Origin of the sequence: Fodinicola feengrottensis, from assembly GCF_039530045.1 — a bacterium.
Taxonomy (GTDB): Bacteria; Actinomycetota; Actinomycetes; order Mycobacteriales; family HKI-0501; genus Fodinicola; species Fodinicola feengrottensis.
Window position 1 is genome coordinate 134,298 of the sequence record NZ_BAAANY010000020.1, and the last position, 25,504, is coordinate 159,801.

General features: G+C 68.7%; 23 protein-coding genes. 12 read left to right on the top strand and 11 right to left on the bottom strand.

The window, feature by feature from the left end; translation table 11 throughout:
* The first annotated feature begins 38 nt into the window (after nt 1-38).
* Genes ABD301_RS24750 through ABD301_RS24770 form a run of 5 tightly spaced genes read left to right on the top strand, consistent with a single transcriptional unit; the run spans nt 39 to nt 5,756 of the window.
* Nucleotides 39-1,607 carry a dynamin family protein gene (locus ABD301_RS24750; protein ID WP_344312867.1) on the top strand — a complete coding sequence of 523 codons (1,569 nt, stop codon included), beginning with the start codon at nt 39-41 and terminating at the stop codon, nt 1,605-1,607.
* Nucleotides 1,608-1,611: 4 nt separating this feature from the next.
* Nucleotides 1,612-2,445 carry a nucleotide exchange factor GrpE gene (locus ABD301_RS24755; protein ID WP_344312868.1) on the top strand — a complete coding sequence of 278 codons (834 nt, stop codon included), beginning with the start codon at nt 1,612-1,614 and terminating at the stop codon, nt 2,443-2,445.
* On the top strand, nt 2,442-4,337 hold the full coding sequence (locus ABD301_RS24760; protein WP_344312869.1) for a dynamin family protein: 1,896 nt from the start codon (nt 2,442-2,444) through the stop codon (nt 4,335-4,337). Before ABD301_RS24755 ends, ABD301_RS24760 begins: the two co-directional genes overlap by 4 nt.
* Before the next feature lie 4 nt (nt 4,338-4,341).
* Nucleotides 4,342-4,980, top strand: coding sequence for a hypothetical protein (locus ABD301_RS24765; protein ID WP_163573258.1), 639 nt, complete (start codon nt 4,342-4,344; stop codon nt 4,978-4,980).
* 17 nt (nt 4,981-4,997) lie between these two features.
* Complete coding sequence (locus tag ABD301_RS24770) at nt 4,998-5,756, top strand: alpha/beta fold hydrolase (protein WP_279583012.1); 759 nt, start codon at nt 4,998-5,000, stop codon at nt 5,754-5,756.
* Here ABD301_RS24770 and ABD301_RS24775 read toward each other — a convergent pair.
* Complete coding sequence (locus tag ABD301_RS24775; RefSeq protein WP_344312871.1) at nt 5,753-7,504, bottom strand: Hsp70 family protein; 1,752 nt, start codon at nt 7,502-7,504, stop codon at nt 5,753-5,755. The genes ABD301_RS24770 and ABD301_RS24775 overlap by 4 nt on opposite strands.
* A 176-nt stretch (nt 7,505-7,680) precedes the next feature.
* Here ABD301_RS24775 and ABD301_RS24780 point away from each other — a divergent pair, with 176 nt between their 5' ends.
* Nucleotides 7,681-8,457: a glycerophosphodiester phosphodiesterase family protein gene (locus ABD301_RS24780; protein ID WP_344312872.1), complete on the top strand. Its 777-nt coding sequence runs from the start codon at nt 7,681-7,683 to the stop codon at nt 8,455-8,457.
* Nucleotides 8,458-8,470: 13 nt separating this feature from the next.
* Here the strand turns inward: ABD301_RS24780 and ABD301_RS24785 are convergent, their stop codons facing one another.
* Entirely contained in the window at nt 8,471-9,331 is an 861-nt protein-coding gene (locus ABD301_RS24785; protein ID WP_163573261.1) for an SDR family oxidoreductase, read from the bottom strand.
* 1,058 nt (nt 9,332-10,389) lie between these two features.
* On the opposite strand from ABD301_RS24785, the gene ABD301_RS24790 reads away from it, so the two are divergent.
* Nucleotides 10,390-11,739 carry an MFS transporter gene (locus ABD301_RS24790; RefSeq protein ID WP_344312873.1) on the top strand — a complete coding sequence of 450 codons (1,350 nt, stop codon included), beginning with the start codon at nt 10,390-10,392 and terminating at the stop codon, nt 11,737-11,739.
* A 67-nt stretch (nt 11,740-11,806) separates the two neighbouring features.
* Here the strand turns inward: ABD301_RS24790 and ABD301_RS24795 are convergent, their stop codons facing one another.
* Nucleotides 11,807-13,021: a cytochrome P450 gene (locus tag ABD301_RS24795; protein WP_344312874.1), complete on the bottom strand. Its 1,215-nt coding sequence runs from the start codon at nt 13,019-13,021 to the stop codon at nt 11,807-11,809.
* Nucleotides 13,022-13,145: 124 nt separating this feature from the next.
* Here ABD301_RS24795 and ABD301_RS24800 point away from each other — a divergent pair, with 124 nt between their 5' ends.
* The 4 genes from ABD301_RS24800 (at nt 13,146) to ABD301_RS24815 (ending at nt 16,399) form a co-directional block, all read left to right on the top strand.
* A complete protein-coding gene (locus ABD301_RS24800; RefSeq protein WP_344312876.1) occupies nt 13,146-13,784 on the top strand; it encodes an acyl-CoA-like ligand-binding transcription factor in 639 nt (212 codons plus the stop codon).
* Between the two features lie 549 nt (nt 13,785-14,333).
* Nucleotides 14,334-14,678, top strand: coding sequence for an RNA polymerase-binding protein RbpA (locus ABD301_RS24805; RefSeq protein WP_163573264.1), 345 nt, complete (start codon nt 14,334-14,336; stop codon nt 14,676-14,678).
* Nucleotides 14,679-15,036: 358 nt separating this feature from the next.
* On the top strand, nt 15,037-15,255 hold the full coding sequence (locus ABD301_RS24810; RefSeq protein WP_344312878.1) for a hypothetical protein: 219 nt from the start codon (nt 15,037-15,039) through the stop codon (nt 15,253-15,255).
* Nucleotides 15,248-16,399, top strand: a complete 1,152-nt coding sequence (locus ABD301_RS24815; protein WP_163573265.1) for a N(5)-(carboxyethyl)ornithine synthase — start codon at nt 15,248-15,250, stop codon at nt 16,397-16,399. The genes ABD301_RS24810 and ABD301_RS24815 overlap by 8 nt, the downstream gene beginning before the upstream one ends.
* Before the next feature lie 42 nt (nt 16,400-16,441).
* On the opposite strand, the gene ABD301_RS24820 is transcribed toward ABD301_RS24815, so the two are convergent.
* The 8 genes from ABD301_RS24820 to ABD301_RS24855 form a co-directional block, all read right to left on the bottom strand.
* A complete protein-coding gene (locus ABD301_RS24820; protein ID WP_163573266.1) occupies nt 16,442-16,588 on the bottom strand; it encodes a DUF6307 family protein in 147 nt (48 codons plus the stop codon).
* 18 nt (nt 16,589-16,606) lie between these two features.
* On the bottom strand, nt 16,607-17,659 hold the full coding sequence (locus ABD301_RS24825) for a fatty acid desaturase family protein (protein WP_344312880.1): 1,053 nt from the start codon (nt 17,657-17,659) through the stop codon (nt 16,607-16,609).
* 196 nt (nt 17,660-17,855) lie between these two features.
* Nucleotides 17,856-18,347, bottom strand: coding sequence for an FxsA family protein (locus ABD301_RS24830; RefSeq protein WP_163573267.1), 492 nt, complete (start codon nt 18,345-18,347; stop codon nt 17,856-17,858).
* Nucleotides 18,308-18,664, bottom strand: a complete 357-nt coding sequence (locus ABD301_RS24835) for a glycosyltransferase (protein ID WP_344312881.1) — start codon at nt 18,662-18,664, stop codon at nt 18,308-18,310. The genes ABD301_RS24830 and ABD301_RS24835 overlap by 40 nt, the downstream gene beginning before the upstream one ends.
* Nucleotides 18,661-20,310 carry an apolipoprotein N-acyltransferase gene (lnt, locus tag ABD301_RS24840; RefSeq protein ID WP_344312882.1) on the bottom strand — a complete coding sequence of 550 codons (1,650 nt, stop codon included), beginning with the start codon at nt 20,308-20,310 and terminating at the stop codon, nt 18,661-18,663. Before lnt ends, ABD301_RS24835 begins: the two co-directional genes overlap by 4 nt.
* Nucleotides 20,311-21,030: 720 nt before the next feature.
* The gene (locus ABD301_RS24845; protein ID WP_344312883.1) at nt 21,031-22,554 is read right to left on the bottom strand and encodes an amidohydrolase; all 1,524 of its coding nucleotides are present in this window, start codon (nt 22,552-22,554) and stop codon (nt 21,031-21,033) included.
* Between the two features lie 4 nt (nt 22,555-22,558).
* Nucleotides 22,559-22,999 (bottom strand): Lrp/AsnC family transcriptional regulator, encoded by a 441-nt coding sequence (locus tag ABD301_RS24850; RefSeq protein ID WP_163573269.1) that lies wholly within the window; start codon nt 22,997-22,999, stop codon nt 22,559-22,561.
* Nucleotides 23,000-23,093: 94 nt separating this feature from the next.
* Nucleotides 23,094-23,921, bottom strand: coding sequence for an LLM class flavin-dependent oxidoreductase (locus ABD301_RS24855; RefSeq protein WP_344312884.1), 828 nt, complete (start codon nt 23,919-23,921; stop codon nt 23,094-23,096).
* Between the two features lie 183 nt (nt 23,922-24,104).
* Here ABD301_RS24855 and ABD301_RS24860 point away from each other — a divergent pair, with 183 nt between their 5' ends.
* Nucleotides 24,105-25,031, top strand: coding sequence for a 5'-3' exonuclease (locus ABD301_RS24860; protein WP_279583019.1), 927 nt, complete (start codon nt 24,105-24,107; stop codon nt 25,029-25,031).
* Nucleotides 25,032-25,504 lie beyond the last annotated feature (473 nt).

Here is a 25,504-nt window from a genome sequence, read left to right on the forward strand (position 1 = left end):
TCCCGCGCTGGCAGCGTCCCGGCGTCGCAGAACTAGCCGTGGCGACCGGACCTCTCAGCACCCGGGTGGCCGCGCTCTGCGCGGAGGTCGCCCCCCGGTTGACACCGCAGTCCCGCTCTGCCGTCGTCGACCTGCGCCAGCGGCTGGGCGAGCCACTCCGGGTGGCCATTGCCGGACGCCTCAAGGCCGGCAAGTCGACGCTGGTCAACGCCCTGATCGGGCGGCGGGTGGCGCCCACCCAGGTGGGTGAGTGCACCCGGCTGGTGACCCAGTTCCGGTACGGCACCTCGGACCGGGTGGACGTGGTCCGCCGGGACGGCAACCGGGTCAGCCTGCCGCTGGACTCGAACGGGATGATCCCGCAGAAGATCGGCGTGCCGCGCGCCGAGGTCTCGTACATCGACGTGACCCTGTCCAGCGAGCGCCTACGCGACCTCACCGTGGTGGACACGCCCGGCCTCAGTTCCACCAACGAGCAGATCTCCGCGAGCAGCAAGGACTTCCTGCTCGGCGACACCGGCTCGTCCGACGAAGCGCAAGGCCTGCTGTCCGATGACATCGACGCGGACAGTGCCGGCGCGCTGACCGGCGCCGAGGCCATCGTCTACGTCTTCACCCAGTCCGTACGGCAGGACGACGTGGAGGCGCTCGAGGCCTTCCGGACAATGTCCGCCCGGCTGTCCAGCAACCCGATCAACTCGCTCGGACTGTTCAACAAGGTCGACAAACTGGTGGGTACGGGCGACCCGTGGCCGGTCGCTGGGCCGCTGGCCACCAGCCAGGCCGAGGTGCTGCGCCGGCAGGTCTCCGACGTCGTGCCGCTGGTCGGCCTACTCGCCGAGACCACCGAGTCCGGCCGGCTGACCGCGGCCGACTGCGAGGCGCTCCGGCAGATCTCCGGCATGTCCGCGATCGACCGGCAGGTACTGACCGCGTCGGTCGACCTCTTCGTCAACCGTGACTGCCCCGTATCCAAGCAAGAGCGTGAGCGGCTGCTGGTGCTGCTCGATCTCTACGGCATCCGGTTCTCGCTGTCCGCGCTGGAGGCCGAGCCGGATCTGCCGACCAACGAGCTGAGCCGCCGACTGTTCCTGGCGTCGGGCTTCCCACGCGTACGGCAGGTGCTGGATCGGGCCTTTCGCTGGCGCAGCGACGCGATCAAGGCCGGCTGGGCACTGACCGGCCTGGAACAGATCGCTTCTCGCGCGGAGAACCTGCGGGATCGCGAGCTGCTCCGGGACACCGTGGAGCGGCTGCTCGCCGAGCCGGAGTATCACCAGCTCCGACTGCTCGACGTCGTACAGCAGGTCACCACCGGCGCGGTCGAGCTGCCGGACCAGATGGAGCAGGAACTGACCCGGCTGGCGCTCTCGGAGGACCCGCAGTCCATCCTCGCGATGCCCGGCGCCGGCGCCGCCGAACTCGAGCGGGCCGCTCTGGAGGCCGCTACCCGCTGGCGGCGGTTCGCGGTGGCCGGCGCGACCCCATCCCAAGCCCGGGTGGCGCATGTCGCGCACCGCGGGTTTCACCTGTTGTCCCAGCGGGTACGGCACCGGCCGACCGGGCCGCATCCCGCTGGCCGCCCGCGCGTAACTGGGGGTTACTGAGCCGATGTCGACCACCAATCTTCGGATCGTGGCGGCCGCGATCACGCTCATCATGGCCGTCCTGGTCGGGGTGCTGACCGGGGTAGCCGGTGGCATCAGTGGACTGGCCGCGAGTGGCTGCGCCAGCTCCGACACCCCACAGCCGAGCCAGAGCGGCGTCCAGAAGCCCGGCGGCGGCCAACCGGGCGGCGGCGAGTCCCTTCAGCCCGGTGACGGCACCGGGGGCACCACCGACCAGGGCACCACCGGTCAGGGCGGCACCACCGACCAGGGCACCACTGACCAGCCCGGCACCAGCGGCAACCTCACCAACGACCCCGGCCGGACCACCGGAACCGGCACGCTGACCGCGGCCTGCGGTCCGGTGTTCTACGTACCGGCCGCGGTGATCGGCTTTCTGGGCACCCTGGTCACCGGCTTCGCCTGCGTACTGGTGATGTCCGCGGCCCGCCGCCGTACGCCGGTGGTTGGCCCAGTCGCCGCCGCTGCCGGCACCCGGGGTGGTAGCTCGCCACCGGTGTCGGCGCCGCCGAGTCGCACCGCGGGCAAGCCAGCCGATCGAGAACAGTTACTTGAGACGTTGATCTACGTACGGGACCGGGCCACCAGCAACGCGCTGGGCGACCGCATCGTACGAGACCTGCAGGCCATCGGCGTGACCGAGATCCGCCCGGACGGGGAGAAGTTCGACCCGTCCCGGCACGAGGCCGGCGGCTCCACCGAGACCGCCGATGGCCAGCTCGACGGCCGGATCGCCGCCGTCGAAACCCCCGGTTACCTGGACCGGGGCCGGATCCTGAGACTGCCCGTCGTGACCGTTTACCGGAGGAAACCGTGAGCCAGCCCGCCGTCCAGACCGGCAAACCAGCCGGCCGGCCAGATCCCCAGCAGGCCGAGGCCGCGCTGATCAAGGTGGTCGGCGCCGCGGTCGACAACGGGCTGGCGCACATCCGCCGGGTCGACCCGGACGCCGCGTCCGACATCGACGCGGTCCGTCGGCGGGACGAGGGCCGGCCGGTGGTGGTCATCGTCGGAGAGACCAAGCGCGGCAAGTCCTCGCTGGTCAACGCCCTGATCGGGGCACCGAACCTGTCCCCCGTCGACGCTGCGGTGGCCACCAGCGCGTATCTGGAGTTCAAGCACGGCCAGACACCGTCAGCGCGCGCGTACGTGCCCGGTGACGAGATGCCGGTACCGTTGGACATCGCCAGCCTGCGCGACTGGGGTACGGTCCTCGGCCAACTCCCGGACGGTGTCCGGCCGCCGCGGCGGATCGAGATCACCTACCCGGCGCCGATGCTGGAGTTCGTCGACATCGTCGACACTCCCGGTGTCGGCGGCCTGGACTCCGCCCACGCCGAGATCGCCCTCGACGCGGTCGAGCACGCCACCGCGCTGCTGTTCGTGGTGGACGCGTCCGCGCCGTTCTCCCAGCCGGAACTGAACTTCCTGTCCGACGCGAGCAAGCGAGTCAACCTGGTGTTGTTCGCGCTCACCAAGACGGACATCTACCCCGGCTGGCGCACCGTGATGGACGACGACATCAAGCTGCTGCAGGCACACGCGCCGCGGTTCGGACAGGCCGGTTTCTTCCCGGTTTCCTCGGCCCTGGCCGAAGTGGCCGCGACGCTGCCGCCGGAGGCCGCCGGCGCGCTGTTGGAGGAATCCCGGATCGATCTCCTGCGCAAGGCGCTGTCGGACGGGGTCGCCGCCCGCGGCGAGCTGCTCAAGCGGGCGAACGTGCTGCGTACCGTGCGCTCCGAGCTGATCCGGCTCGACCAGGTCGCCGGTGACAAGATCCGTACCGCCGACCCGGACCCGGCCACCCTGGCCGAGCTCAAGGAGGAGCGCGGCCGAGTCGGCGCCAAGAAGCGCACGGACACCCGGTCCTGGCAGGTCAGCATGTCGAGCGAGATCAAGCGGTCCCGTACGGACATCACAGCCCGAGTCCGCACCGAGGTCAGCGGCCTGCAGGACCACTGGATGAACGCGATCGACAAGGCTGGCGCGGCCCAGATCAAGCAGTTGCCGTACGACGTGGACCGCTCGCTGCACGCGCTGGCGCTGCGGATGACCGCGGACATGCAGCACCGGTTCCGGGTGGTCGGCGGCCGGATCCTCAGCCAGGTGTTCACCCCGCAGGAGATCCAGCGGGTGCTCAGCCGGCTCAATTCCCGACTGCAGGCCCGGATCAGCACCAAACCGCAAAGGTCGAAGGGCAGCCAGGACAACGTGCTGCTGGTCCAGTCCAGCGTCATGTCGAGCGTCGGCATTGGCAGGTACGCGGCCCTGGGCGCCACGGCGTTGGTCGGTGGCGTCATCGCGTGGCCGGTGACGATCGGCCTGGGCATCGCCAGCGCCGCGTTCATGCTTTACCGCCGAAGGGTGTCCGGGAACCGTCAGGAGGCCAAGGTCTGGCTGCGGGAGGTGCTGGGTGAGGCCCGGGCGTCTCTCGGCGACGCGGTGTCGTACCAGTTCACGGACCTGGAGCACAACCTGACGCTGGCCCTGGAAGAGGCCATCGACCGGCGGATCAAGGAACTCGACAAGCAGATCGGCGACATCGATCGGGCGCTGGCCGAGGACGCGGCGACCCGCAAGCGCAAGCGGGCCGAGTTCCAGGGTGAGCGAGACCAGATCCGCGCCAAGCTGGGCCCGCTGGACGACGCGCTGATCAAGCTCCGGCGGGCCACCGCGGTTGCTGGCGCCGAGGGCACGGACGGGGGGTGACGAGGTGGACGAGGACATGGGTCACGACGACGATGGCCTCTACGGGGGCTTCGACTCGCACGACGAGATGGCGGACCACGACGAGTACGCCGCGGACCTGAGCCCTGCCGACGACCATCTCGACCCGGTGGACGGCGGGCATGACGAGTTCACCCCGGGGTACGAGGACCACGTCCCGGTCGACGGGTCGTACGACGACGGGTCAGACCCATATGTCGATGCGCCCGCCGGCCACGATGAGTTCACCCCCGCCGATGTCACTGTCGGCGACGACGGACATGACGACCTGGTCGGTTACCACGACGACGACACGGCCACGCCGATCGGCGCGCTGACCGACATGCCGTACGATCTGGACGACGGCACCTCAGGCTTCCCGCCGGCCCTCGACCTGGGCATCGACGCCCCGGCGGACGGCGGGCCATGGCTGGATCTCAGCCTGCTCGGCGACGGCTCGGACGTGGACGACGACGCCTCTGGTGCGCACGCGTACGCCGCGGAGATCCCGGACAGCCCGCCCGGCGGCCTCGTGGACCTTGCCAGCGTGGACGCGGCCGGCGACGGCACCAACTGGACCGAACTGGCCCAGTCCGACGACCTGGCCGTCCACTCCCTCGCCACCCTCTGGGCCCCGGCGGCCTGACCGACCGGAGGTTTGCGGTGGCCTGGCATGGCCGGGAAGGGCAGCGGATTCACTACCAGGACGACGGTCGCGGTGACACGGTCGTCCTGCTGCCCGGGTGGGGTGGCAGCGTCATCGAGCTCAACCAGCTGCGGAGCGAGCTCGCGGATGGGTTTCGTATCGTCGCCGTCGACCTGCCCGGGTCCGGGAGGTCTCAGCCGCAGCCGCGGCACTACACGGCCGGCTACTACCTTCAGGATGCGCAGACGCTGCTGGGTCTCCTTGACGAACTCGGTGTGGGCGCGGCCCACCTGGTCGGATTCAGCGACGGCGGTGAGGACGCGTTGCTGATGGCGGCGCTGCGGCCGGCTCGGGTGCTGTCCACGGTGACCTGGGGCGCGGCTGGGCGGATCGTGGCGTCGCGGGAACTGCTGGACGGGCTGACCTGCCTAGTTGACAAACCCATCGAGCCGCTTCTCACCTTGGCTGCCTACCTGGTCGAGGCGTACGGCGTGGAACCGGCCCGGATCATGGCCAGATCCTGGTCCGAGGCGATGAGCGCCATCATCGACGCCGGTGGCGATATCAGCCGGTCACAGGCATCGTCGATCACCTGTCCCACGCTCCTGATCGCGGGCACCGACGACCCGTTCTGCCCACCGGCACTGGTCCGCGAGATGGCCGACGCGATCCCGCGCGGCAAGTTCCTAGAAGTGCCAGGCGGCGGCCACGAACTCCACCGCTCACACGCCCGCTGGCTGGCCTCGACCATCGCCCATTGGCTCGGCGACCACTAGTGGTTGTTCAGCTGCGAGACGACCAGCACGACGATGAAGATGATCAAGAAGCAGACCGCGACGATCGACGAGATCACCACGATGCGCTCCTTGTACCAAGGGCGCAGCTCCTCGTCCTGCAGGGAGGGCATCAGCGGTGGCGGCAGCTGTTGGGCCGGCATCGGCGGCCTCTGCGGCGCGGGCTGATAGCCGCCGCCACTGGACGGTGCGGGCTGGTAACCGCTGCCGCCACTGGCCGGCGTCGCTGATGTCGGCGCGATCTGCTGCGGCCGCGGCGCTTGCTGGATCGGCGGCGGCTGGATCGGCTGGGGCGGCGGAACCGGCCGGGCAACTGGCTGGGGCGGCGGTGGCAGCGGACGCGCCGGCGGCGGGCCGGCCGGCGGCTGGTTCAGTGGCCGTGGCGGCACACCCGGGACGCCGGTGACCGGCCGGATGCCAGCCGGGCCGGGCTGCGGCGGGCCGAGCGGGCGGCCGGGCGGTGGAAACTGCCCCTGGCGTGGGCCGGCCGGTCCCTGCGGTGGCCGGGCCGGATACCCCTGCGGCGGACGTAGTCCGGCCGGCGGCGGTGGCAACGGCCGGCCAGGACCGGGACCAGCAGGCCCGCCCGGGCCCGGAGGCCGAGGCGGCTGGGTCGGTCGATAGATCTGCGGCGGGGTGGACACTGGCGTCGCGCCGGCGTCACCCTCAATGGCGCCGGCCCGCAGGCTGCCCTCGGCCACCACCGTCTCAGGCTGCTCCAGGGTGGTCGGCGCGACCCCGGTGGAGCTGTGGATCAAATGCGCGGCCATCGGGATCCGGCTGGAACCACCGACCAGGAAGATGCCGACCAGTTCCTTCGGATCCAGCCGAGCCTGCTGGATGGTCTGCGACAGGCACAGCACAGTCCGCTCCAGGTACGGCTTGATCAGCTGTTCCAACTCGTCGCGGGTGACGTGCGCGTCGACCTCGAGCGCGGGCAGGTGGATATCGGCCGTCGACGTACGCGACAGCATCTCCTTCGCGCCCCGCACGTCCTCCAGCAGCATCCGCCGATGCCGCCGGTCGGCGCCGTCCTCCGGGGCGATCAGGTGCTTCCACATCTCCGCGTGAGAGTCCGCATAAGTGCTGCCCAGATGGCTGACCACGGCGTAGTCGAAGTCGAGCCCGCCCACGTCCCCGAGACCTTGCTCGGCGAGCACCTCGAACCCGTGCTGGGTCCGTCGTACGACAGTGGCGTCGAAAGTGCCGCCGCCGAGGTCGTAGATCGCCAGCGCGCGGCCGGCCGGCACCGACGTGCCGAGCACGGCGGTGAAATACGAAGCGGCGGCGACCGGCTCCGGGATGAGTTGTGGCCGCGGCAGGCCAGCCAGCTGGGCGGCCTGCACGAGCATGCCGCGGCGGCGCTCGCCCCACTGGGCCGGATGGGTCATCCGGACCTGGTCAGGCATCCCGCCGATCTGCCGGCGGACCTCGGTGACGATCTGCTCGAGCACCGCGGCGGCGAGCCGTGGCACCTCGATCTCGCTCTCGCCGAGCAGCACAGTGACATCGTCGACGCGCCGCTTGGGGTTGGGCTCGAACCGGCCCGGGTCCACTCGCGCATTTCGTTCGGCGTCCCGGCCGACGAGTATTTTGCCGTCGACGCCGAGATAGACGGCCGACGGCAACAGCGGCGACCCGTCGAACAACAGCGGCCGCACCCGGCCGTCCGCGGTCCGCAGCATCGCCACTGTATTGGAGGTGCCGAAATCGACCCCGAGCACGCGCATTGACCACTCCCCTCGGCGACACCCTATCGATGGGGTGCGACCGCAGGCTCCAGCGGTCTGTCCGCGCCGAGCCAGCCGTACGCAGAGTTCACCCGCGATTAAGGGGCATAGCAAGTCTTATCCGGTCAATCCGATCCAGCGTGCCGGACCAGCCGGGGCCGGGCGATACTGCTGCGGTGGCACACCGGTTCCCTTATCTGGACCATCCGCTCCCGCTGGCCTTCGCTCACCGCGGCGGCGCGCTCGCCGGGCGGGAGAACACCGCTGCGGCCTTCGAACGCGCCGTCGGCCTCGGCTACCGGTACGTCGAAACCGACGTACACCTGACCGCGGACGGCGTGCTGGTCGCCTTCCACGACAGCACCCTGGACCGGGTCACCGACCGCACCGGGGTGATTTCCGAGCTGCCGTGGGCGCAGGTGAAGCGGGCCCGAATCGGCGGCGCCGAACCGATCCCGCTGCTGGAGGACCTGCTCGGCGCCTGGCCGGACCTGCGCTTCAACATCGACCCGAAGGCGGACGCGTCGGTCGGGCCGCTGGTCGAGGCCATCCGCCGTACGAACGCGCTGGACCGGGTGTGCCTCGGCTCCTTCTCCGGCCGCCGGCTGGGGATGGCCCGGGCCGCGCTCGGGTCGCGGCTGTGTACGTCCACCGGCCCGCGCGAGGTGGCCGCCCTGCGGTTCGGTTCGTGGCTGCTGCCGCCACCAGGCGCCAACGGACGCAGTCCGCGAGTGCCGTGCGTGCAGATCCCGACCGCACAGAACGGCATTCCCATCGGTGACGCCCGGCTCATCCGCCGCGCGCACGCGCTGGGTATGCAGGTGCACATCTGGACCGTGGACGACCCGGCCGAGATGCGCCGGCTGCTCGACCTCGGCGTAGACGGCATCATGACCGACGACCTGGAAACCCTGCGGTCTGTCTACCAGGAACGCGGCCTCTGGCCATCCTGAAGCGAAGCGACGCCTACCGGAAGTCGTCGGCGTGGTCGACGGCCCACTGCGCGAACGTACGGGCCGGGTGGCCGGTTACGGCCTCGATGGTACGGGTCATCGGCTCCGGGTGGGCCAGCATCCCGCTCCAGACCCGCAGCGCCTCATCGGCCATCGCGGCTGGCCAGCCGGCCTCGACCAGCTGCGGACGGGCCTGCTCGGCGGGGATCTCGTCGAACCGCAGCTCACGTCCGATTGCCGCCCCGATTGCCGCCACCTGCTCCCGCTGGGTTACCAAGGCTGGACCACTCACCGCGTACTTCGCGCCGATGTGCCCGTCGCCAGTCAGCGCGGCCACCGCGACCGCGGCGATGTCGGCCTCGTGGATCAGCGGCCGCGCCAGCTCACCGAAAGGCTGCCGGACCACGCCGGTCGCCCGAATCTGCTCGGCCCATCCGAGCGTGTTCCCGGCGAAGCCACCCGGCCGTACGAACGCCCATTCGGTCGCCGAGCGCTCGACCAGTCGCTCGATTGTGGCGTGGAACTCGGAGTTGTCGTCGGCCTGTTTCGCCCGCTCGTCATGCACACCCATCGAGGACAACGCCACCAGCCGCTGAGCCCGCTTCGCGACCGCCTCGACCACCGTCGACGCCGCGTCCACCGGCACACTCAAATACGGCCAGAGCAGGAATGCTGCCTCGACCCCGTCGGCCGCCGCGGCGATGCTGTCCGGATTGCCCAGGTCGGCCTGAACCACCTGCACGCCAGCCGGCAGGGCGGCCCGATCCGGATCGCGAACCGCGGCGCGTACTGGCCGTCCTGCGTCGAGCAACTGGCTGACGACCTGGCGGCCGACCTTGCCGGTGGCGCCTGTCACCAGGATTGGCGCTGTCATGGATTTGCTCCCTCTTGTCTGCTGTTGTCCGTACGATAGAACCTCAATATTGATTGAGGTCAAGCTCGGAAGCGTGTGAGGTGAGTGGTGTCCGCTGCGGGGATGGGCGCCTGGGGTAAGGGCGGTGTGTGGCTGTGGAGGTGAGTGCCCGGGTTAAGCGCGGTGTGGCTGTGGAGGTGAGTGCCCGGGTTAAGGGCTGTGTGGGCTGTGGAGGTGAGTGCCCTGGGTTAAGGGCGGTGTGGGCTGTGGGGATGGGCGCCTTGGTTAAGGGCGGTGTCTGTGAGGGTGCGGCGTCTCGTCTACCAGCCACCGGGAAATCCCGCCCCCGCCACCAAAGACCGGTGGTGGGGGCGGGATTTTCCGATGGTTACTGCCGATGCGCCCTGTGTTTCTGGCGCCTTCGGCGCGGGCGCCGTCGACTACGGCTACGAGCGTCGGTCTCTCAAGGCCCCGCAAAGACCGCGGGGCCTTGAGAGACCGACGCTCCTGCCGGAGGGGCGACAACATCGGCCTGGCGGCCGATGGCGCCGAACGGGGCTGGGTCCCGTCTAAGTTGACGAACTTTGGTTTAGAGGTGACGGTCCCGCGCGGGGTGAGGTCAGCGGGGTTGGGTGCCGTAGGAAGTTGACCAACTTTGGTTTAGAGGTGACGGTCCCGCACGGGGTGGGGTCAGCGGGGCTGGGTCCCGTCTAAGTTGACCAACTTTGGTTTAAAGGTGACGGTCCCGCACGGGGTGGGGTCAGCGGGGTTGGGTGCCGTAGAAGAAGTTGACCAACTTTGGTTTTAAAGGTGACGGTCCCGCACGGGGTGGGGTCAGCGGGGCTGGGTCCCGTCTAAGTTGACCAACTTTGGTTTAGAGGTGACGGTTCGCGCGGGGTGAGGTCATTGGGTTGGCTGGCTGTGGTTTGAAGGTGACGGTCCTGCGCGGGGTGGGGGCGATCTTGGGGGGAATCGGGGATCGGGGCGGTGGGGATGGGCTGGGGGCGGCATACTGCTGCCGTGCCGCGCACCTACGCTTCCCCAAGACCGATCGCAAACCCGCTACCGGGACATCGCGCGTGACCGCGGCGACGGTCGCTGAGACGCCGGGCTACGCCGACAAACGAGAGCGGACCGGCTGGTATTTCTACGAGTGGGCGAACCACGGCTTCTACACGGTTTGCGTGACCGTGTTCCTCGGCCCGTACCTCAGCTCAGTCACCCAGAAGGCGGCGGATGCGCACGGGCTCGTGCATCCGCTGGGCATTCCCGTCGCCGCCGGATCCTTCTTCTCGTACGTCGTGTCCCTGTCGGTCCTGCTCAGTGTCTTCGTCTTGCCAGTGATTGGGGCGATCGCGGACCGGTCGCCGCGCAAACGCGAGCTGATGGCGGTCTGCGCTTACCTCGGGGCCGCCGCCACCGTCCTGCTGCTCTTCTGTACGGGTGACCGCTACCTGCTCGGTGGCTCGCTGTTCCTGATCGCGAACATCTGTTACAGCGCCAGCATCGCCGTCTACTACTCGTTCCTCCCCCAGTTGGCGCCGCCGGACAAACGCGACTCGGTGTCCTCCATCGGCTGGTCGTACGGCTACATCGGCGGCGGTCTGCTGTTGGCCTTCGCGGTGGCTGCCGTGCTGCTCGGGCCGAAGTTCGGCTGGGAGACCGGCACCATCGCCCGGTACGCGCTCGCGTCGGCCGGCATCTGGTGGGCCGGTTTCACGATCATCCCGCTGGTGATGATCCGGAACCGGCCGCCGCTGGAGGGCGTCGCCCAAGGGAATCCGCTGATCTTCGGGTTCCGTCAGCTCGGTCGTACGCTCGCCGAGCTGCGCGCTTTCCCGCTGACGATCCTGTTCCTGGTCGGCTTCCTGATCTACAACGACGGCATCCAGACCGTCATCCTGCTCGCGGCTCAGTACGCGACCGACGAACTCAAACTGGCCCAGGCGGTGCTGGTGCCGACGATCCTGCTGATCCAGTTCGTGGCGTTCTTCGGCGCGCTGACCCTGGGTGCGGTCGCCAAGCGAGTGGGCGCGGTCAAGACGGTCATCGGCTCGCTGATCGCCTGGATCGTGCTGATCGTGCTCGCGTTCTTCCTGCCAGTCGGGCAGATCCTGCCGTTCATCGGGCTCGGCGTCGGCATCGGGCTGGTGCTCGGCGGCAGCCAGGCGCTCAGCCGGTCGCTGTTCAGCCAGCTCATCCCGCCCGGCAAGGAAGCCGAGTACTTCGGCATCTACGTCATCAGCGACAAGGGCACCAGCTGGCTCGGGCCACTGATGTTCGGCCTGGTCTTCCAGTTCTTCGGCAGCTACCGGCTGGCGATCATCTCGCTGATCATTTTCTTCGTGGTCGGCGCTTGCGTGCTCGCGTTCGTGCCGATTCGCAAGGCCATCGAGCAGGCCGGCAACATCCCACCCGACCTGCTCTAGAAAGCCGATGCGCTGGCCGGCACCGAGACCTGGCGGCTTCGGTGCCGGCTGCGCGAGGTCGATCCCGCTACCAGCTGACCGGCAGCTTGTGTACGCCGTAAATGGCCATATCCGACCGCATGGGCACCTCGTCGGCTGGTACGGCCAGCCGCAGGTTCGGGAACCGCTGGGTCAGTTTCGCGAACGCTGACCGCATCTCCATCCGGGCCAACTGCTGGCCAAGGCACTGGTGGACGCCATAGCCGAAGCCCACGTGTCGGATCGCGTCCCGGGTCACGTCCAGGATCTCCGGCGACGCGAAGTGCGCCGCGTCCCGGTTCGCCGACGCGAGCGCGAGCACCACCGATTCACCGGCCTTGACCTGCTGGTCCCCAAGCATTGTGTCGGCCTTGGCGATCCGTGGCAGGCCGAACTGGATGATCGACAGGTAGCGCAGCATCTCCTCGACGGCTCGCTCGATGGTGTCCGGGTTGTCTCGTACCATCGCCCACTGGTCCGGGTGCGTCAGCAGGGCCAGGGTGCCGAGGCCGATCATGTTCGCGGTGGTCTCGTGGCCGGCGACCAGCAGCAGGTTGCTGATCCCGAGCAGCTCCTCGTCGGTCAGCGGCACACCGTCTTCGGGAACCGCGGTGATCAGGTCGCTGATGAGTGCGTCGTCGGGGTTCCTGCGCTTGTCGGCGACGAGCCCACGCATGTACGTCGCCATGCCGTTCAGGGCGTCGAGCAGCTCCTCTTTGGACCGGTCCAACCGCAGCAGCGTGGAGGTCCGCCCCTGGAAGCTGACCCGGTCCTCGTACGGGACGCCCAGCAGCTCGCAGATGACCAGCGACGGGATCGGCAGCGCGAATTGCTGGACCAGGTCGGCCGGCGGGCCGGCCGCTTCCATCGCGTCCAGGTGCTCGTCGACGATCTGCTCGATCCGCGGGGTCAGCGACTTCATCCGGCGAACGGTGAACTGGCCGGTCAGCATCCGGCGGTAGCGCGTGTGGTCTGGCGGATCCATGCCGATGAACGAAGCGGCGAACCCACTGTTCTTGCGCTCCTCTTCGGTGAGCGTCACGGTGTTCACCGCGCTGCTGTTGAACCGACGCTCGGAGCTGAAGACCGGATTGACCAGCGCAGAGGTCACGTCCGCGAACCTGCTGACCAGCCAGCCCTCACTGCCGTCCGGGAACGACAGCCGGCTGACCGGCGCCTCGGTGCGAAGCCGGTCGTACTCCACGGGCGGGGCGAGTGGGTCCTTCCGTTCCATGGGCAGCGGATGCGCGGTCGTCTGGGTCATCAAAGATCTCCCTCGGTGAAGCCGGACGTGCCTTTTGACCAAACTCTAACTCTTATTGCAGATCATGCAAAGTTCTCTAGCGTGCAAGCTTTCAGGCAATGCAATGGATGCTTTAATAGCGGGCATGGTCGAGAGGGTCGATGGGCTGCGTGAACGCAAGAAGCAGGCCACCAGAGTGGCGCTGGCCGCAGCGGCGGTACGGCTGTGTCTGCGCGACGGCGTGGAAAGGGTCACGGTCGACGACATCGCCGCCGACGCGGACGTGTCTCCTCGGACGTTCTTCAACTACTTCGCCTGCAAGGAAGAGGCGATTGTCGACGAGAGCCGGATGCGTGGTCAGCGGCTCATCAAGCAGCTGGGAAGCCGGCCGCATGACGAGGCGATCGCCGATTCGCTGCGGTCCGTGATGTTGCTACTAGTGCACGACGCCACGCCAGAGACCAAGCGTTGGATCGCTGAGATCCGCATGCTGCACCAGACGCCGTCCCTGCTGCCGTACCAGTTGGGCTCGTACGTCGCGATGGAGCGGTCCCTCGCCGAGGTGATCGCCGATCGGACCGGCACGGACGCGGAACGGGACATGTATCCCCGGCTGGTCGCCGGTCTCACTATCGCGGCCACCCGGGTGGCGCTGAGCCGATGGCTGGATTGCGAGGACGAGCGGCCGCTGCGTGATTTCGTCGGCGAGGCGCTCGACCAGGTGGCGCCGGCTTTCGCTCTGCCGGCGGACCGGCCGGCGCCAGTACTGGCCGGCACCGACTAGTCGGCAGTTCGCGGTCCTCGACGGCTCGGAGTAATCGTCACCTCGGACGTTCCTCGGAAAACGTTCTCCGGCGTCCCTCAAGCTCACTCTCCGCACACGGCGGCCGGGGCCGAGGGTCGCTCTCCGGTACGACCGAAGCCGCCGCCGGACCGCTCGCGAGGCGCCCGCCAGCGGCGGTCGTGACGGCGGCCACGTCCAGTACGCCTCGACGCCGGCCGAAGTGGCGCAGGTCACCCGTCTTCCTGAGGACTCACTGAGAAGGTCCCTGCTCGATCAGGCAGGTGGGTAAATGCCGAAGAACAAGGCACTAAGCTGGGACAAACAGGACGACCATCCGCATTCATCCACCGCTCACATGAGCATCACGCAGGAGATGTGACCTCCACCACAATTAACGTGAGAAGTGTCATGCCGATAAACGTCCGACGTCCTTCCCTTGAGTGGGCGGACTCCGGGACGATGGCGTACCGGATGCGAAAAATGGGAATCCTTTCGTCCCGCTCGTCGTTACTCAGAGCGAACGTTGGTTAATCAGGGAGGGGTGCCACCATGGGTGAGCGCACATTGCGCGGAAGCCGTCTCGGTGCCGTCAGCTACGAGACCGACCGCAACACCGAACTGGCGCCCCGGCAGGAGGGGTCATACCGCTGTCCACGCGGCCACGACTTCACCGTGCCGTTCGCCGCGGATGCGGAGATCCCACTGATGTGGGAGTGTCAGCGGCACGGCGACGTGGGACGGCTCATCGACGGCGCGGAGCCGGAGACGAAGAAGGCCAAGCCGGCCCGTACGCACTGGGACATGCTGCTGGAGCGGCGCAGCGTCGCGGATCTCGAAGAGGTCCTGGCCGAGCGCCTGGAGGTCCTCCGGGGCCGCCGGAGCAAGTCCGCCTAAGCCAGCCGGCGGTCGGTATCGGATCGCCAGCTTGATGGTTCACCCGCCGCCAGCGTCGCCGGCGGGTGGCTCGTTGTTCCTCATCGCCGCCTTCTCCGTACCCGGAGAAGGCTTTTTGTTGCCTGCCAAGCGGCCCGCCCGGCACGCCCGGTCACGGTAGAGTGAGGCCACGGCGACCCTTTGTTCTCGACCGCACCGCTGAGCGGGTTGATGGTCGGCCAGTCGCCACACTGCCGCGTCGCACCGAGTCCGGTGCCGCCCGGGTCACCGAGAGAACGGGTGTCGGCGCTCCCGCCGCCGCCTACCACAGTGCCCCGCGCGAATCGGAGACCCCGGACAGCGCGGAGAAGGTAACCAGATGACCATGCGTACGTACCACATCACCGGAGACCTGCCTTATTACGTGATCAGCTGCGGCGCCTGCGGCGACGCCTTCAGTTGCTACGACGATTCCTGCTACCAGCGCGACACGCTGGCCAACCGGGCCGTCCTCGCCGGCTGGTCCGTCGAGCCGCACCGGTGCCCGGGCTGCGGCACCGGCACCCAGCGCCAACTGGCAGCTGCTTACAGTGCCTGAGCAGCGACCGCTCGACCTCGGCGTTATCGGCCACTCGGCCAAGGAACACGAGCACCGGCTGCCGCTGCATCCGTCGCACCTCGACCGCATCGACGCCGAGCTGCGCGACCACATCTACCTCGAGTACGGCTACGGCGAGCGCTTCGGCGTCACCGACGAGCAGCTCGCGACCTCGGTGGCCGGGCTGCGGTCACGCGAGGAGCTGATCGAGGCCTGCGATGTCATCCTGCTGCCCAAGCCGCAGATACAGGACCTTGCCGAGATGCGTTCCGGGCAGGTCCTGTGGGGCTGGCCGCACTGCGTACAGGACGAGAAACTCACTCAGGTTGCGATCGACAAGCAGCTGACGCTGATCGCCTTCGAGGCGATGAACCACTGGAACAGCGACGGCTCGTTCGGACTGCACGTCTTCCACAAGAACAACGAGCTGGCTGGCTACTGTTCGGTGCTGCACGGGCTGCAGCTCTCCGGCGCGACCGGCGACTACGGCCGGCGGTTGACCGCGGTGGTGATCGGCTTCGGCGCGACCGCGCGGGGTGCCGTGACAGCTCTGAACGCGCTCGGCGTGCACGACGTACACGTCGTCACGGCCCGTCGAGTCGCGGCCGTCAGCTCGCCCATCCACTCAGCCCGGATGGTGCACATCGACCACGACGACGCGGACCCGCGCCGCAGCCGCGTCCTGTCCGATCGGGGTCCGGTCCCGCTGCCGGGATTTCTCGCCGGGCACGACATCGTCGTCAACTGCGTTCTGCAGGACACCGAGGCGCCGCTGACCTTCCTGGTGGAGGACGACCTGGCCGCCTTCCGGCCCGGCAGCCTGATCGTCGACGTGTCGTGCGACGAGGGCATGGGTTTCAGCTGGGCCCGGCCGACCTCGTTCGCCGAGCCGACCTTCGTGGTCGGCGACAACATCCACTACTACGGCGTCGACCACAGCCCGTCACATCTGTGGAATGCCGCCACCTGGGAGAACAGCGAGGCGATCCTGCCGTACCTGCGGACCGTGCTGGCCGGGCCGGGGGCCTGGGAGGCCAGCACCACGATCCAGCGGGCGATCGAGATCCGGGACGGCGTGATCCGCAACCCGAACATCCTCTCGTTCCAGCACCGATCCCCCGCCTACCCGCATCTTTCTCTTTGAGAAAACAAAAACGGGCCCTCCAGGGGCCCGTTTTTGTTTCGTCTAGCGGATGTCCTCCCGAATGCTGTCGAGCGCTTCGAGCACTTTCACCGCGACGTCGGTGAGCGACTTTCCCTTGCCGGGACTGACTTTCTGGGCGCTCAAAACCCCTTCGACCAGATCTCGGCGTTCGCTGTAACTGCGGCTCACGATGACTCCTCTTGGTGCTTAGGTGGAGCTTGACGCGCGGCGCAGTGGCGCCCCGACGGCGTGCAGATGCTGCAGCACATAGCCGTACGACCGCAGCGGCCCGCACTGACTGTATGCGATGTCGTGCCGGAGACAGAACTCGTGGACGATCTTCTGGGCCCGCCGCAGGTTCGCCCGCGGCATGTTGGGAAAGAGGTGGTGTTCGATCTGGTAGTTCAGGCCGCCGAGCGCGAAGTCGACCCACCGGCCACCGGTGACGTTGCGCGAGGTCAGGACCTGTTTGCGGAGAAAGTCCAAGGAGTGCCCAGCGGACAGAGTTGGCATGCCCTTGTGGTTCGGCGCGAACGAGATGCCCATGTAAAGACCCCAGAGCGCCTGGTGCACCGCGATGAACAGGACGGCTTTGAGCGGCGACAGAACCAGGAACACCGCGGCGAGGTAGCCGACGGTCTGCACGACTACCAGGACAGCTTCCAGCCCACGGTTCTTGACCGCGTCCGTCCACACGGCCTGGATGCTCACCCGGCGCAGGTTGATGCCCTCCAGCAGGAGCAACGGGAAGAAGAAGTACGCCTGGTGCTTGATCATCCAGCGCAGGAATCCGCGCTTTCCCATCGACTGCTCGACACTGAACGCCAGCACCGCCATGTCGATGTCGGGATCCTCGTCCTCGTGGTTCGGGTTGGCGTGGTGCCGGTTGTGCTTGCCGACCCACCAGCCGTAGCTCAGCCCGACCAGGCCTGCGTGCACGTACCCAATGGCGTCGTTGCTCCGTCTGGTCCGGAAGATCTGCTTGTGGCCGGCGTCGTGGCCGATGAACGCGAGCTGGGTGAAGACCAGCGCGAAGACGACCGCGACCAGCAGCTGCCACCACGAGTCGCCGATCACCAGGAACGCGACACAGCAGGCGAACAGCGCCAGCAGGTTCGAACCGATCCGGAGGGTGTAGTAGACCGGCCGGCGGCGCAACAGGCCGGCGGACTTGATCCGACGGGAGAGCTCGGCGAAATCGCTGCCTGTTCGGGGCGTCGCGAGGTCGAGTGTGGCCGCGGGGTCCGCGCTAGAGGTCAAATCAGTGACTCCATCCCAGACGTACGCAAGGGGAATGCGTCGGGTCTGGGGCGGCACCCAAGCTGCGAGCCGGACCGTCCACCCGCCGAAGCTCTCGACAGGTTCGCCGCAGCTTCCTTGAGAGTGTCAGCCGCGCAGCGGAGCAACAAGCTACCTGAGAGCTATCCGGCCGTTAACAGTCGATGGCAGTCGGACGCTACCGACGGATGTCGCCCTCGATGACGCGTACGTCCATCGGGGTGGCCGGCGGCATCGATCCGGGTGTAGTGGCGGCGCGACCCCGGCGCGCTCGTACGCGCATCGGCCCGATCATCGAGGCCGGCAGTCGTTGCGCGAGTTGCGCCAACGCCCGGTGATGCAGCGCGCGGCGAACGGGCGGCAGCAGCACGACCAGGCCAACGACGGCGGTAAGGAACCCGGGGACGACGATCAGCAGGCAGGCGGCCAGCCCGAGCACGCCGTCCACCGCCTCAGCGGCTGGTGGCCGCTGCTCGGCCATCGCCTCCCGGACCTCGCGCCAGGAACGCGGGCCCACCCTGGCAAGCAGCCAGATGCCCAGACCGCTCGCCGCCAGCAGCAACAGCAGGGTCGGGAGCAGCCCGAGGTAGTGCAGTGACACCACGACCAGCGCGATCTCCGCGATCGCCGTCACCGCGAGGGTGCCCACCGTGATCGCCAACCAGCGCATGGCGTCACCTCTTTTCTTGACTCTCCCACCGAGGCTAGGCGCTTGCGGCCACCGCCGACAGGAAACCTCAGCTCCCGCACAGTTGGCCGCCAAAAGGCCCACGTACGAACAGGGTCAACGCCGCTGGCGGCCGCGAGCTCGTTGGCGATCTCACCGGTGCCGTCCGGGCTCGAGTCGTCGGCGACCAACAGCTCGGCCTCCGGGACCGCCACGCGCAGCCGGCCGATGATCTGCCGGATGTTGGCGGCTTCGTCGTACGTCGGGATGACGACGAGAACGCGCCCGAGGCCGGGATAGTCCGCCGGCGGACGGCTCACGCAGCCTTCTCCCGGCGGCGGCCGAGGCGGCGCTGCGGACGAGTCCACCACAGCAGGGCCAGCGCCACCGCGGTGGCGAGGCTGGCGAGGATCTCCGGCCACTCGCCGAGCACCGCCGCCACCGTGGCGATCTGGTGGCCCGGGGCCGCGATCTGCACCTGCTCGACCAGGATGGCCTGTTCGAAAAGGCCGCTGTGCTGGCTCACTGTGCCGTCGTGTTCCACCACCGCGGAGATGCCGGTGGTGGACGCCATCACCGCTGGCAGCCCGTACTCGGCTGCCCGGAACCGGACCATCGCGAGCTGCTGGGCGCTCTCCTCGGTCTTGCCGAAGGTGGCGTTATTGGTCTGCACGGCGATCATCTGCCCGCCGGCCGCAACCGCGTCGTGCACCAGGCCGTCGTACGCGACCTCGAAGCAGATCGAGTCGGCGAGCGTGTACTTGCCCATCGTCATCACCCCGACCCGGTCACCCGGGTAGAAGTCGCGTGGCACCAGGTCGACCTTGTTCGACACCATCCGCGCGATCGAGCGCAGCGGGATGTACTCGGCGAACGGGACCGGGTGCCGTTTCACATAACGCTCGCCCGGTCCGGTTGTCGGGCTCCACACGATCGAGGTGTTGCTGACGTGCGTCGGGCCGGGGCCGTTCATCATGCCGCCGATCAGAATCGGCACCTTCATGGCCTGCGCGGCCTGGGTGATCTCGGCGTACGCGTCCGGGTTCGCCAGCGGGTCGATGTCCGATGAGTTCTCCGGCCAGATCACGAAGTCCGGCTGTTTCGCGGTGCCGGCGGCGATCTGGCTGGCCAGCTTCATGGTGGCGTTCACGTGGTTGTCCAGCACCGCGCGGCGCTGGGCGTTGAAGTCCAGCCCAAGCCGCGGCACGTTGCCCTGGATGATCGCGACCGTCACGGTGGGACCGCCCGGCGAGGGCAGCGGCACGACCAGGCCAATCGCCATCAGGGCGATCGCGCCGGCCGCGGCGCCGACCACTTTCAGCAGCTGGCGCTGGTTGGCGGCCGGTGGCCGCTCGGAGAGCAGCCAGACCAGGGCGAGGGCGAGCAGTCCGCCGGTGGCCGCGACCGCGAAGGTGACACCCGGCGCGCCGGCCAGCGAAGCGAGCTTCAGCGTCGGCGCGTCGGCCTGCGAGAAAGCCACCCGGGCCCACGGGAAACCGCCGAACGGGATCCGCGACCGGAGCGCTTCGGACAGCACCCACGCACCACCTGTCAGGGCCGGTAGCAACGCCGGCCGCCGCCAGGTCAGTGGCGTGAGGGCACCCAGCAGTGCGGTGAAGGCCGCCTGCGACACCGGCAGGAACAGCCACACCGAGCCCACGTACGTACCGGCCCAGTGCAGCACAGCGGTGAAGAAGACCAACCCGAACAGGTAGCCGGCCCAGGCGCCTCGGCGCAGCCGACTGCCGCGCAGGGTGAGGGCGAAGAGTCCGAGCGCGATCGGCGCGGTCCACCACAGCCCGACCGGCGGGAACGCGAGCCAGAGCAGCGCACCGGACAGCACCGACCCGAGCGCGACCGCCCAGGCCGGCAGCCGATCTGGATACCGGAAGGAGCGGCCGGTCGCAGCGGCCGCCGGTTCCTCCGGCGGGCTGGTCACCGAGTCGCTGTCCACCGTTGTCGCCACGCGTCACTCCGTCCGGCCAGGATGCTGAATGCGGACGGCCGTCCGCCGGCCGGTGCAACCGGCCCGGCTGGAATGACCGTCTATGCATTGTGCAACGGCAAGCTACCCGCGGTCAGTCCACCCGGTCGCTTACACAGGTGGGCGGCGGGCAAACTTCTCAGAAACGTAATAAGGACGGCCCGAGCGGTCCTTTGTCGCGTACGGGAAAGGCGGCGGGCCGCCCCATGGTGTGGGACGGCCCGGCGACGTGGCGGTAGTGCGCTCGCAGCACGCTGTGCCTTGCGAAGGAGCGGTGCCGCCACACGACACAGCCCCCAGGTCACCCCAGGCGACGGCTCACACAGTGGTGGAAGTGGCCTTCGGTCCAAGTGCGCGCACCCTGGCCGAGTGCGCGAGCTTGTTGTCTAACGGTCCCCCCAAGCCTCCAGTGCTGTGCACCGCCAAGAACCGCCACGGGCGGGTCTGCCCTCCTGCGTCCCCACTGAGCCTGGCGTTACGCCGTTGTGCGCGCTGCCCAGGGGGTGCCGCGGAAAGGAGTCCCGGCAGGTCTGTTCCTGGAGTACGACGTGGAGCACATTAGGCATTTACGCAAGGCCCCGCAACACCGCTCTGACCTGGGTGTTTATCGCCTTTTCGCAGGTCATCGCCATGTCGTGTTCAACAGCATTTCACTACCGAATCTGGCCACCTTCGGCGTGTTGCTCCCGACGCACCGGCCAGTCATGGTAAAGGGTCAACTTGACCTTCACGGACGAAGATTTCGGCGCCATGGACCAACGTCCGCAGACACGTCGGCGCCTTGGCAGCGAACTCCACCAATGTTCGCGGATCGTCGTCCGTCTCGAACATCGCCAGATGCGCGGGAGCGCCAACCGCGAGGACACCACCCGGCTCCCCCACGCACTCCCAGCCGGTCCTGGTGTGCGCGTCCAGGGCGGTCCGCCAGTCGAGCCGGTGCTCGCTCGTACGATGTGCGGCGGCGGCCCGTACACCGGCCCACGGGTCGATCGGCGTCACCGGCGAGTCCGAGCCGAACACCAGCCGGACGCCGGCGCTGTGCAGGCCAGCGAACGGGTTCAGAGTCGCGGCCCGCTCGGCGCCCAGCCGCTCGGCGTACATTCCGTCCGGCCCTCCCCAGGCCGCGTCGAACGCCGGCTGGACGCTCGCCGTCAGGCCCAGCTCAGCCGTCAACCGGATCGCCGCCGGGCTCATCATCTCGGCGTGCTCGATCCGGTGCCGCCCGGCCCGGATCACCGCGGCGCCAACTTGTCCGGTGGCGGCATGGAAACCAGCCAGCACGGTGTCGACAGCCGCCTCGCCGATCGCGTGGAATCCGGCCGGTACGCCGGCCGCCACGCAGCCGAGTACGTGGTCGCGGATCTCCACAGCGGACAGATAGGCGTGTCCTTTTGTTGCGCTGTCGACATACGGCGACGCGAGCGCGGCGGTGTGCGAGCCGAGCGCGCCGTCGGCGAACAGGTCACCGCCGGCTCCGTGAGCACCGAGTTCGACAGCCTTCCGGGCGGCCCGCAACTCACCCCAGTAGCCGGTGACCAGCGGGCCGGGTTCGGTGGCCGCGAGCCGGAGCAGCCCGGTGAAGTCGTCCTCGCCGGCGATCGCCGGGCCGCCGCATTCGTGCAGAGCTGCGATGCCCAGCGAGGCCGCGTGCCGGCGGGTGGCCCGCTGCGCACCGGCACGTTGAGCCGCGGTGACAGATGCGTACGCGATCGCGCGAGCCTGGTGATGCGCGTCGACGCTCAGATGGCCGGTCGACGAGAAACCCGCGGAGTCGGCGTCGATCTCGCGGAGCAGCGCGGTCGACACGGCCGCGGAGTGCACGTCCGTACGGGAGAGATAGACCTGCCGTCCACCGGCTGCCGCATCCAGATCCGCAGCGGTCAGCGCTCGGCGCTCCGGCCAGCGACTCTCGTCCCAGCCGTGGCCAAGCAGGACCGCACTCACCGGCAGGGTGTCCGCGTACGCCCGAATGGCCAGCAACACGGCCGAATGTGACGGCAAGCCGGTGAGATCCAAACCGGTCAGTGCCAGCCCGGTAGCGGTCGCGTGCACGTGCCCGTCCACGAAAGCCGGCAGCACCAGCGCACCGGCCAGCTCGACCGTACGGTCGGCGGCGAGCCCGGCGGCGCCGGTTTCGTCGCCGATCCAACCGATCCGGCCGTCGCTGACCAGCAACGCGGTGGCCGGATGGCCGTACACCCGGCCGTTCCGGTAGAGAGTGGTCATCGGCTCACAGGGCCGGCGGGCGCCGCTCGAACGGGGTCGACAGCACGACGGTCGTCCGGGTCGAGACGGCTGCCGACATCCGGATGTCCTGCAGCAGCCGCTCCAGGTCGCTCGGCGACTTCACCCGCACTTTCAGCAGGTAGAACTCGTCGCCCGCGACGCTGTAGCAGGACTCGATCTCGGGCAGGTGCTTCACCCGCTCCGGAGCGTCGTCCGGGGCTCCCGGGTCGATCGGTTTGATCGCGATGAACGCCGTCAGCGGCAGCCCCACGGACTCCAGGTTGACGTTCGCCGAGTAGCCGGTGATCACGCCCCGCTGCTCGAGCCGCCGGACACGCTGGTGCACGGCGGACACGGACAGGCCGACACGCTCGGCGAGGTCGGTGTAGCTGCACCGGCCGTCCTGGGCGAGCGCGGCGACGATCGTACGGTCGATGTCTTCCACGGCCGGGACGGTACCCGACGCCAGCAGCGGGAATGCTTAAGCACGCCATAAATAATCGCCGCCGATGGCGTCGGGTACCGCACAAAACGTTGCGTCAGGCCGTGATTACCGACGCGATTGCGGTGACCTGCTCGGGATCAGAGGCCCACACGTAGAGGATCAACTCGTCGGCGTCCAGCTTCTCGGCGTCCGCGACGATCGCGTGGATCTGCTCGGGCTGGTCGAGCATGCTGGCCGCGACATGATGGCCGTACGGTTCGCCGTAGTAGGCGAGCGCGTTGGCCCTCGCCTCGGTCGCCGCCGGCGTACCGAGCGCGGCGTTTACCTGGACGACGATCCGCGGCTCGCCGTCCCGGCCGGCCTGCCGCCACGACTCACGCACCGCGTCGATGGATCTTGGCCAGCCCTGCGGCGGGCCGGCCGCGAGCAAGCCGTGGCCCCATTTCGCGACACGCGCGAGAGCGGCCGGAGCGAAGGCCCCGAAGAGGATCTCCGGACCGCCGGGCGTCAGCGGAGCGGGTCCAACCGAGTCGCCCTTCCAGAGCTCGCGCAGCTCGACCATCTGAGCGTCCAGCCGCTGGCCACGGGTCTTCAGGTCCACTCCGGAAACCGTGTAATCGTCGTCGCGGCCACCGATGCCGAGCCCGAGGGTGAACCGGCCGCCGGACAGCCGATCGAGGGTCGCCACCTGCTTGGCGAGCAACGGTGTTTCCCGGATCGGCGCCAGCAGCACCTCGGTCTGCAGCCGGATCCGCTCGGTCGCACCAGCCAACATCGCGAGCGTGACCAGCGGTTCGGGGTTGTCGTAAACGAGCCGGTCGAGAAGCCCGAGGGTGGAGAACGGGCCGGCGTCGGCGCGGCGGGCCCACTCCAGCAGGGTGGCGCGGTCGGCGACGGGCGGTAGCCCAAGTCCGATTTTCATGGGACAAACCTCTCAGAAGAGCAGCGAAACGGACAGCCGCCCCTCTGTCGCACCGGTTGGTACGACGATCCGCCGTCTGCGGATCTCTTGCGGTCCTCGTTGTCGACCGCCGACTCCTCCGTGTGCGGCAAGCGCGCGGGGAGCTTGTGTAGTTTATCAGCCGGCATCGGGCATCATGGGGCCGTGACTGGACCTTTGATGCTGCTGGACTCGGCCGGGCTGTGGTTCCGGGCGTTCTACGCTATTCCCGACAAGATCACCGCGCCCGACGGCACCCCCGTCAACGCCGTCCGGGGCTTCTGCGACATGCTCTCGACCCTCGTCCAACAGCGCCAGCCGTCCCGACTGGTGGCGTGCCTCGACCTGTCCTGGCGGCCGGCGTGGCGAGTCGAACTACTACCCACGTACAAGACCCACCGCCTGGACCTCGGCGGCCCGCCCGGCGCCGAGGACACCCCGGACCCACTGGCGGCACAGATCCCGGTCATCCTGGAGATCCTGGCCGCCTTCGGTATTGCCACCGCCGGTGCGCTGGACTACGAAGCCGACGACATCATTGGGACTCTGGCCACCCGCGGCCCGTCGCCGGTCGAGGTCATCACCGGCGACCGCGACCTGATCCAGCTCGCCTCCGATGCCGACGGCATCGCGGTGCTCTACATCGGCGCCGGCATCAGGAAAATGGTCGTGATGGACGACGCGACCGTGCAGGCGAAGTACGGCGTCCCGCCGTCCGGCTACGCGGATTTCGCCGCTCTGCGAGGAGATCCCAGCGACGGCCTGCCCGGAGTGCCGGGAGTTGGTGACAAAACCGCGTCGGGCCTGATCGCGAAGTACGGGTCGCTGGACAATCTGATCGCCGCCCTCGACGACGAAACCGACACAGCCTTGGGGCGTACGCACCGAGCCAAACTCACCACCGCCCGGGACTACCTGATCGCCGCCCAAAAAGTAGTGCGAGTCGTCCGCGACATCGACCTCCCCGTACTGGACGACGCCATTCCCGCCACGCCAGTCGACCCAGCCGCCCTGGCCTCGTTGGGCGAACGCTGGGGCGTAGCGAACTCCATCGGCCGGCTCGGGGTGGCCCTCGGCAGCGTCTCGACATAGGTGGCCTGGGTTGAGGGCGGTGTCTGCTGCGGGGTGAGTGGCCTGGTTGGGAGTGGTGCGGGCTGGGGGGATGAGTGGCCTGGTTAGGAGTGGTGCGGGCTGCGGGGGTGAGTGCCCGGGTTGGGAGTGGTGCGGGCTGGGGGGATGAGTGGCCTGGTTAGGAGTGGTGTCCGCTGCGGGGATGGGCGCCTGGGTTAAGGGCGGTGTCTGTGAGGGTGCGGCGTCTCGTCTACCAGGCACGAGAAAACCCCACCCCGACACCAAAGGGCGGTGTCGGGGTGGGGTTTTCTCGTGCTTACTGCCGATGCGCCCTGTGTTTCTGGCGCCTTCGGCGCGGGGCGCCGTCGACTACGGCTACGAGAGTCCGCCTTTGTAGGCCCGCAAAGACCGCGGGCCTGCAAAGGCGGACGCTCCTGCCGGAGGGGCGACAACATCGGCCTGGCGGCCGATGGCGCCGAACGGGGTTGGGTGCC

Coding starts and splice junctions, on each gene's coding strand:
- ABD301_RS24755 (WP_344312868.1), top strand. CDS start 1,612: ATGTCGACCACCAATCTTCGGATCGTGGCGGCCGCGATCACGCTCATC.
- ABD301_RS24775 (WP_344312871.1), bottom strand. CDS start 7,504: ATGCGCGTGCTCGGGGTCGATTTCGGCACCTCCAATACAGTGGCGATG.
- ABD301_RS24785 (WP_163573261.1), bottom strand. CDS start 9,331: ATGACAGCGCCAATCCTGGTGACAGGCGCCACCGGCAAGGTCGGCCGC.
- ABD301_RS24795 (WP_344312874.1), bottom strand. CDS start 13,021: ATGACCCAGACGACCGCGCATCCGCTGCCCATGGAACGGAAGGACCCA.
- ABD301_RS24800 (WP_344312876.1), top strand. CDS start 13,146: ATGGTCGAGAGGGTCGATGGGCTGCGTGAACGCAAGAAGCAGGCCACC.
- ABD301_RS24805 (WP_163573264.1), top strand. CDS start 14,334: ATGGGTGAGCGCACATTGCGCGGAAGCCGTCTCGGTGCCGTCAGCTAC.
- ABD301_RS24810 (WP_344312878.1), top strand. CDS start 15,037: ATGACCATGCGTACGTACCACATCACCGGAGACCTGCCTTATTACGTG.
- ABD301_RS24830 (WP_163573267.1), bottom strand. CDS start 18,347: ATGCGCTGGTTGGCGATCACGGTGGGCACCCTCGCGGTGACGGCGATC.
- ABD301_RS24845 (WP_344312883.1), bottom strand. CDS start 22,554: ATGACCACTCTCTACCGGAACGGCCGGGTGTACGGCCATCCGGCCACC.
- ABD301_RS24855 (WP_344312884.1), bottom strand. CDS start 23,921: ATGAAAATCGGACTTGGGCTACCGCCCGTCGCCGACCGCGCCACCCTG.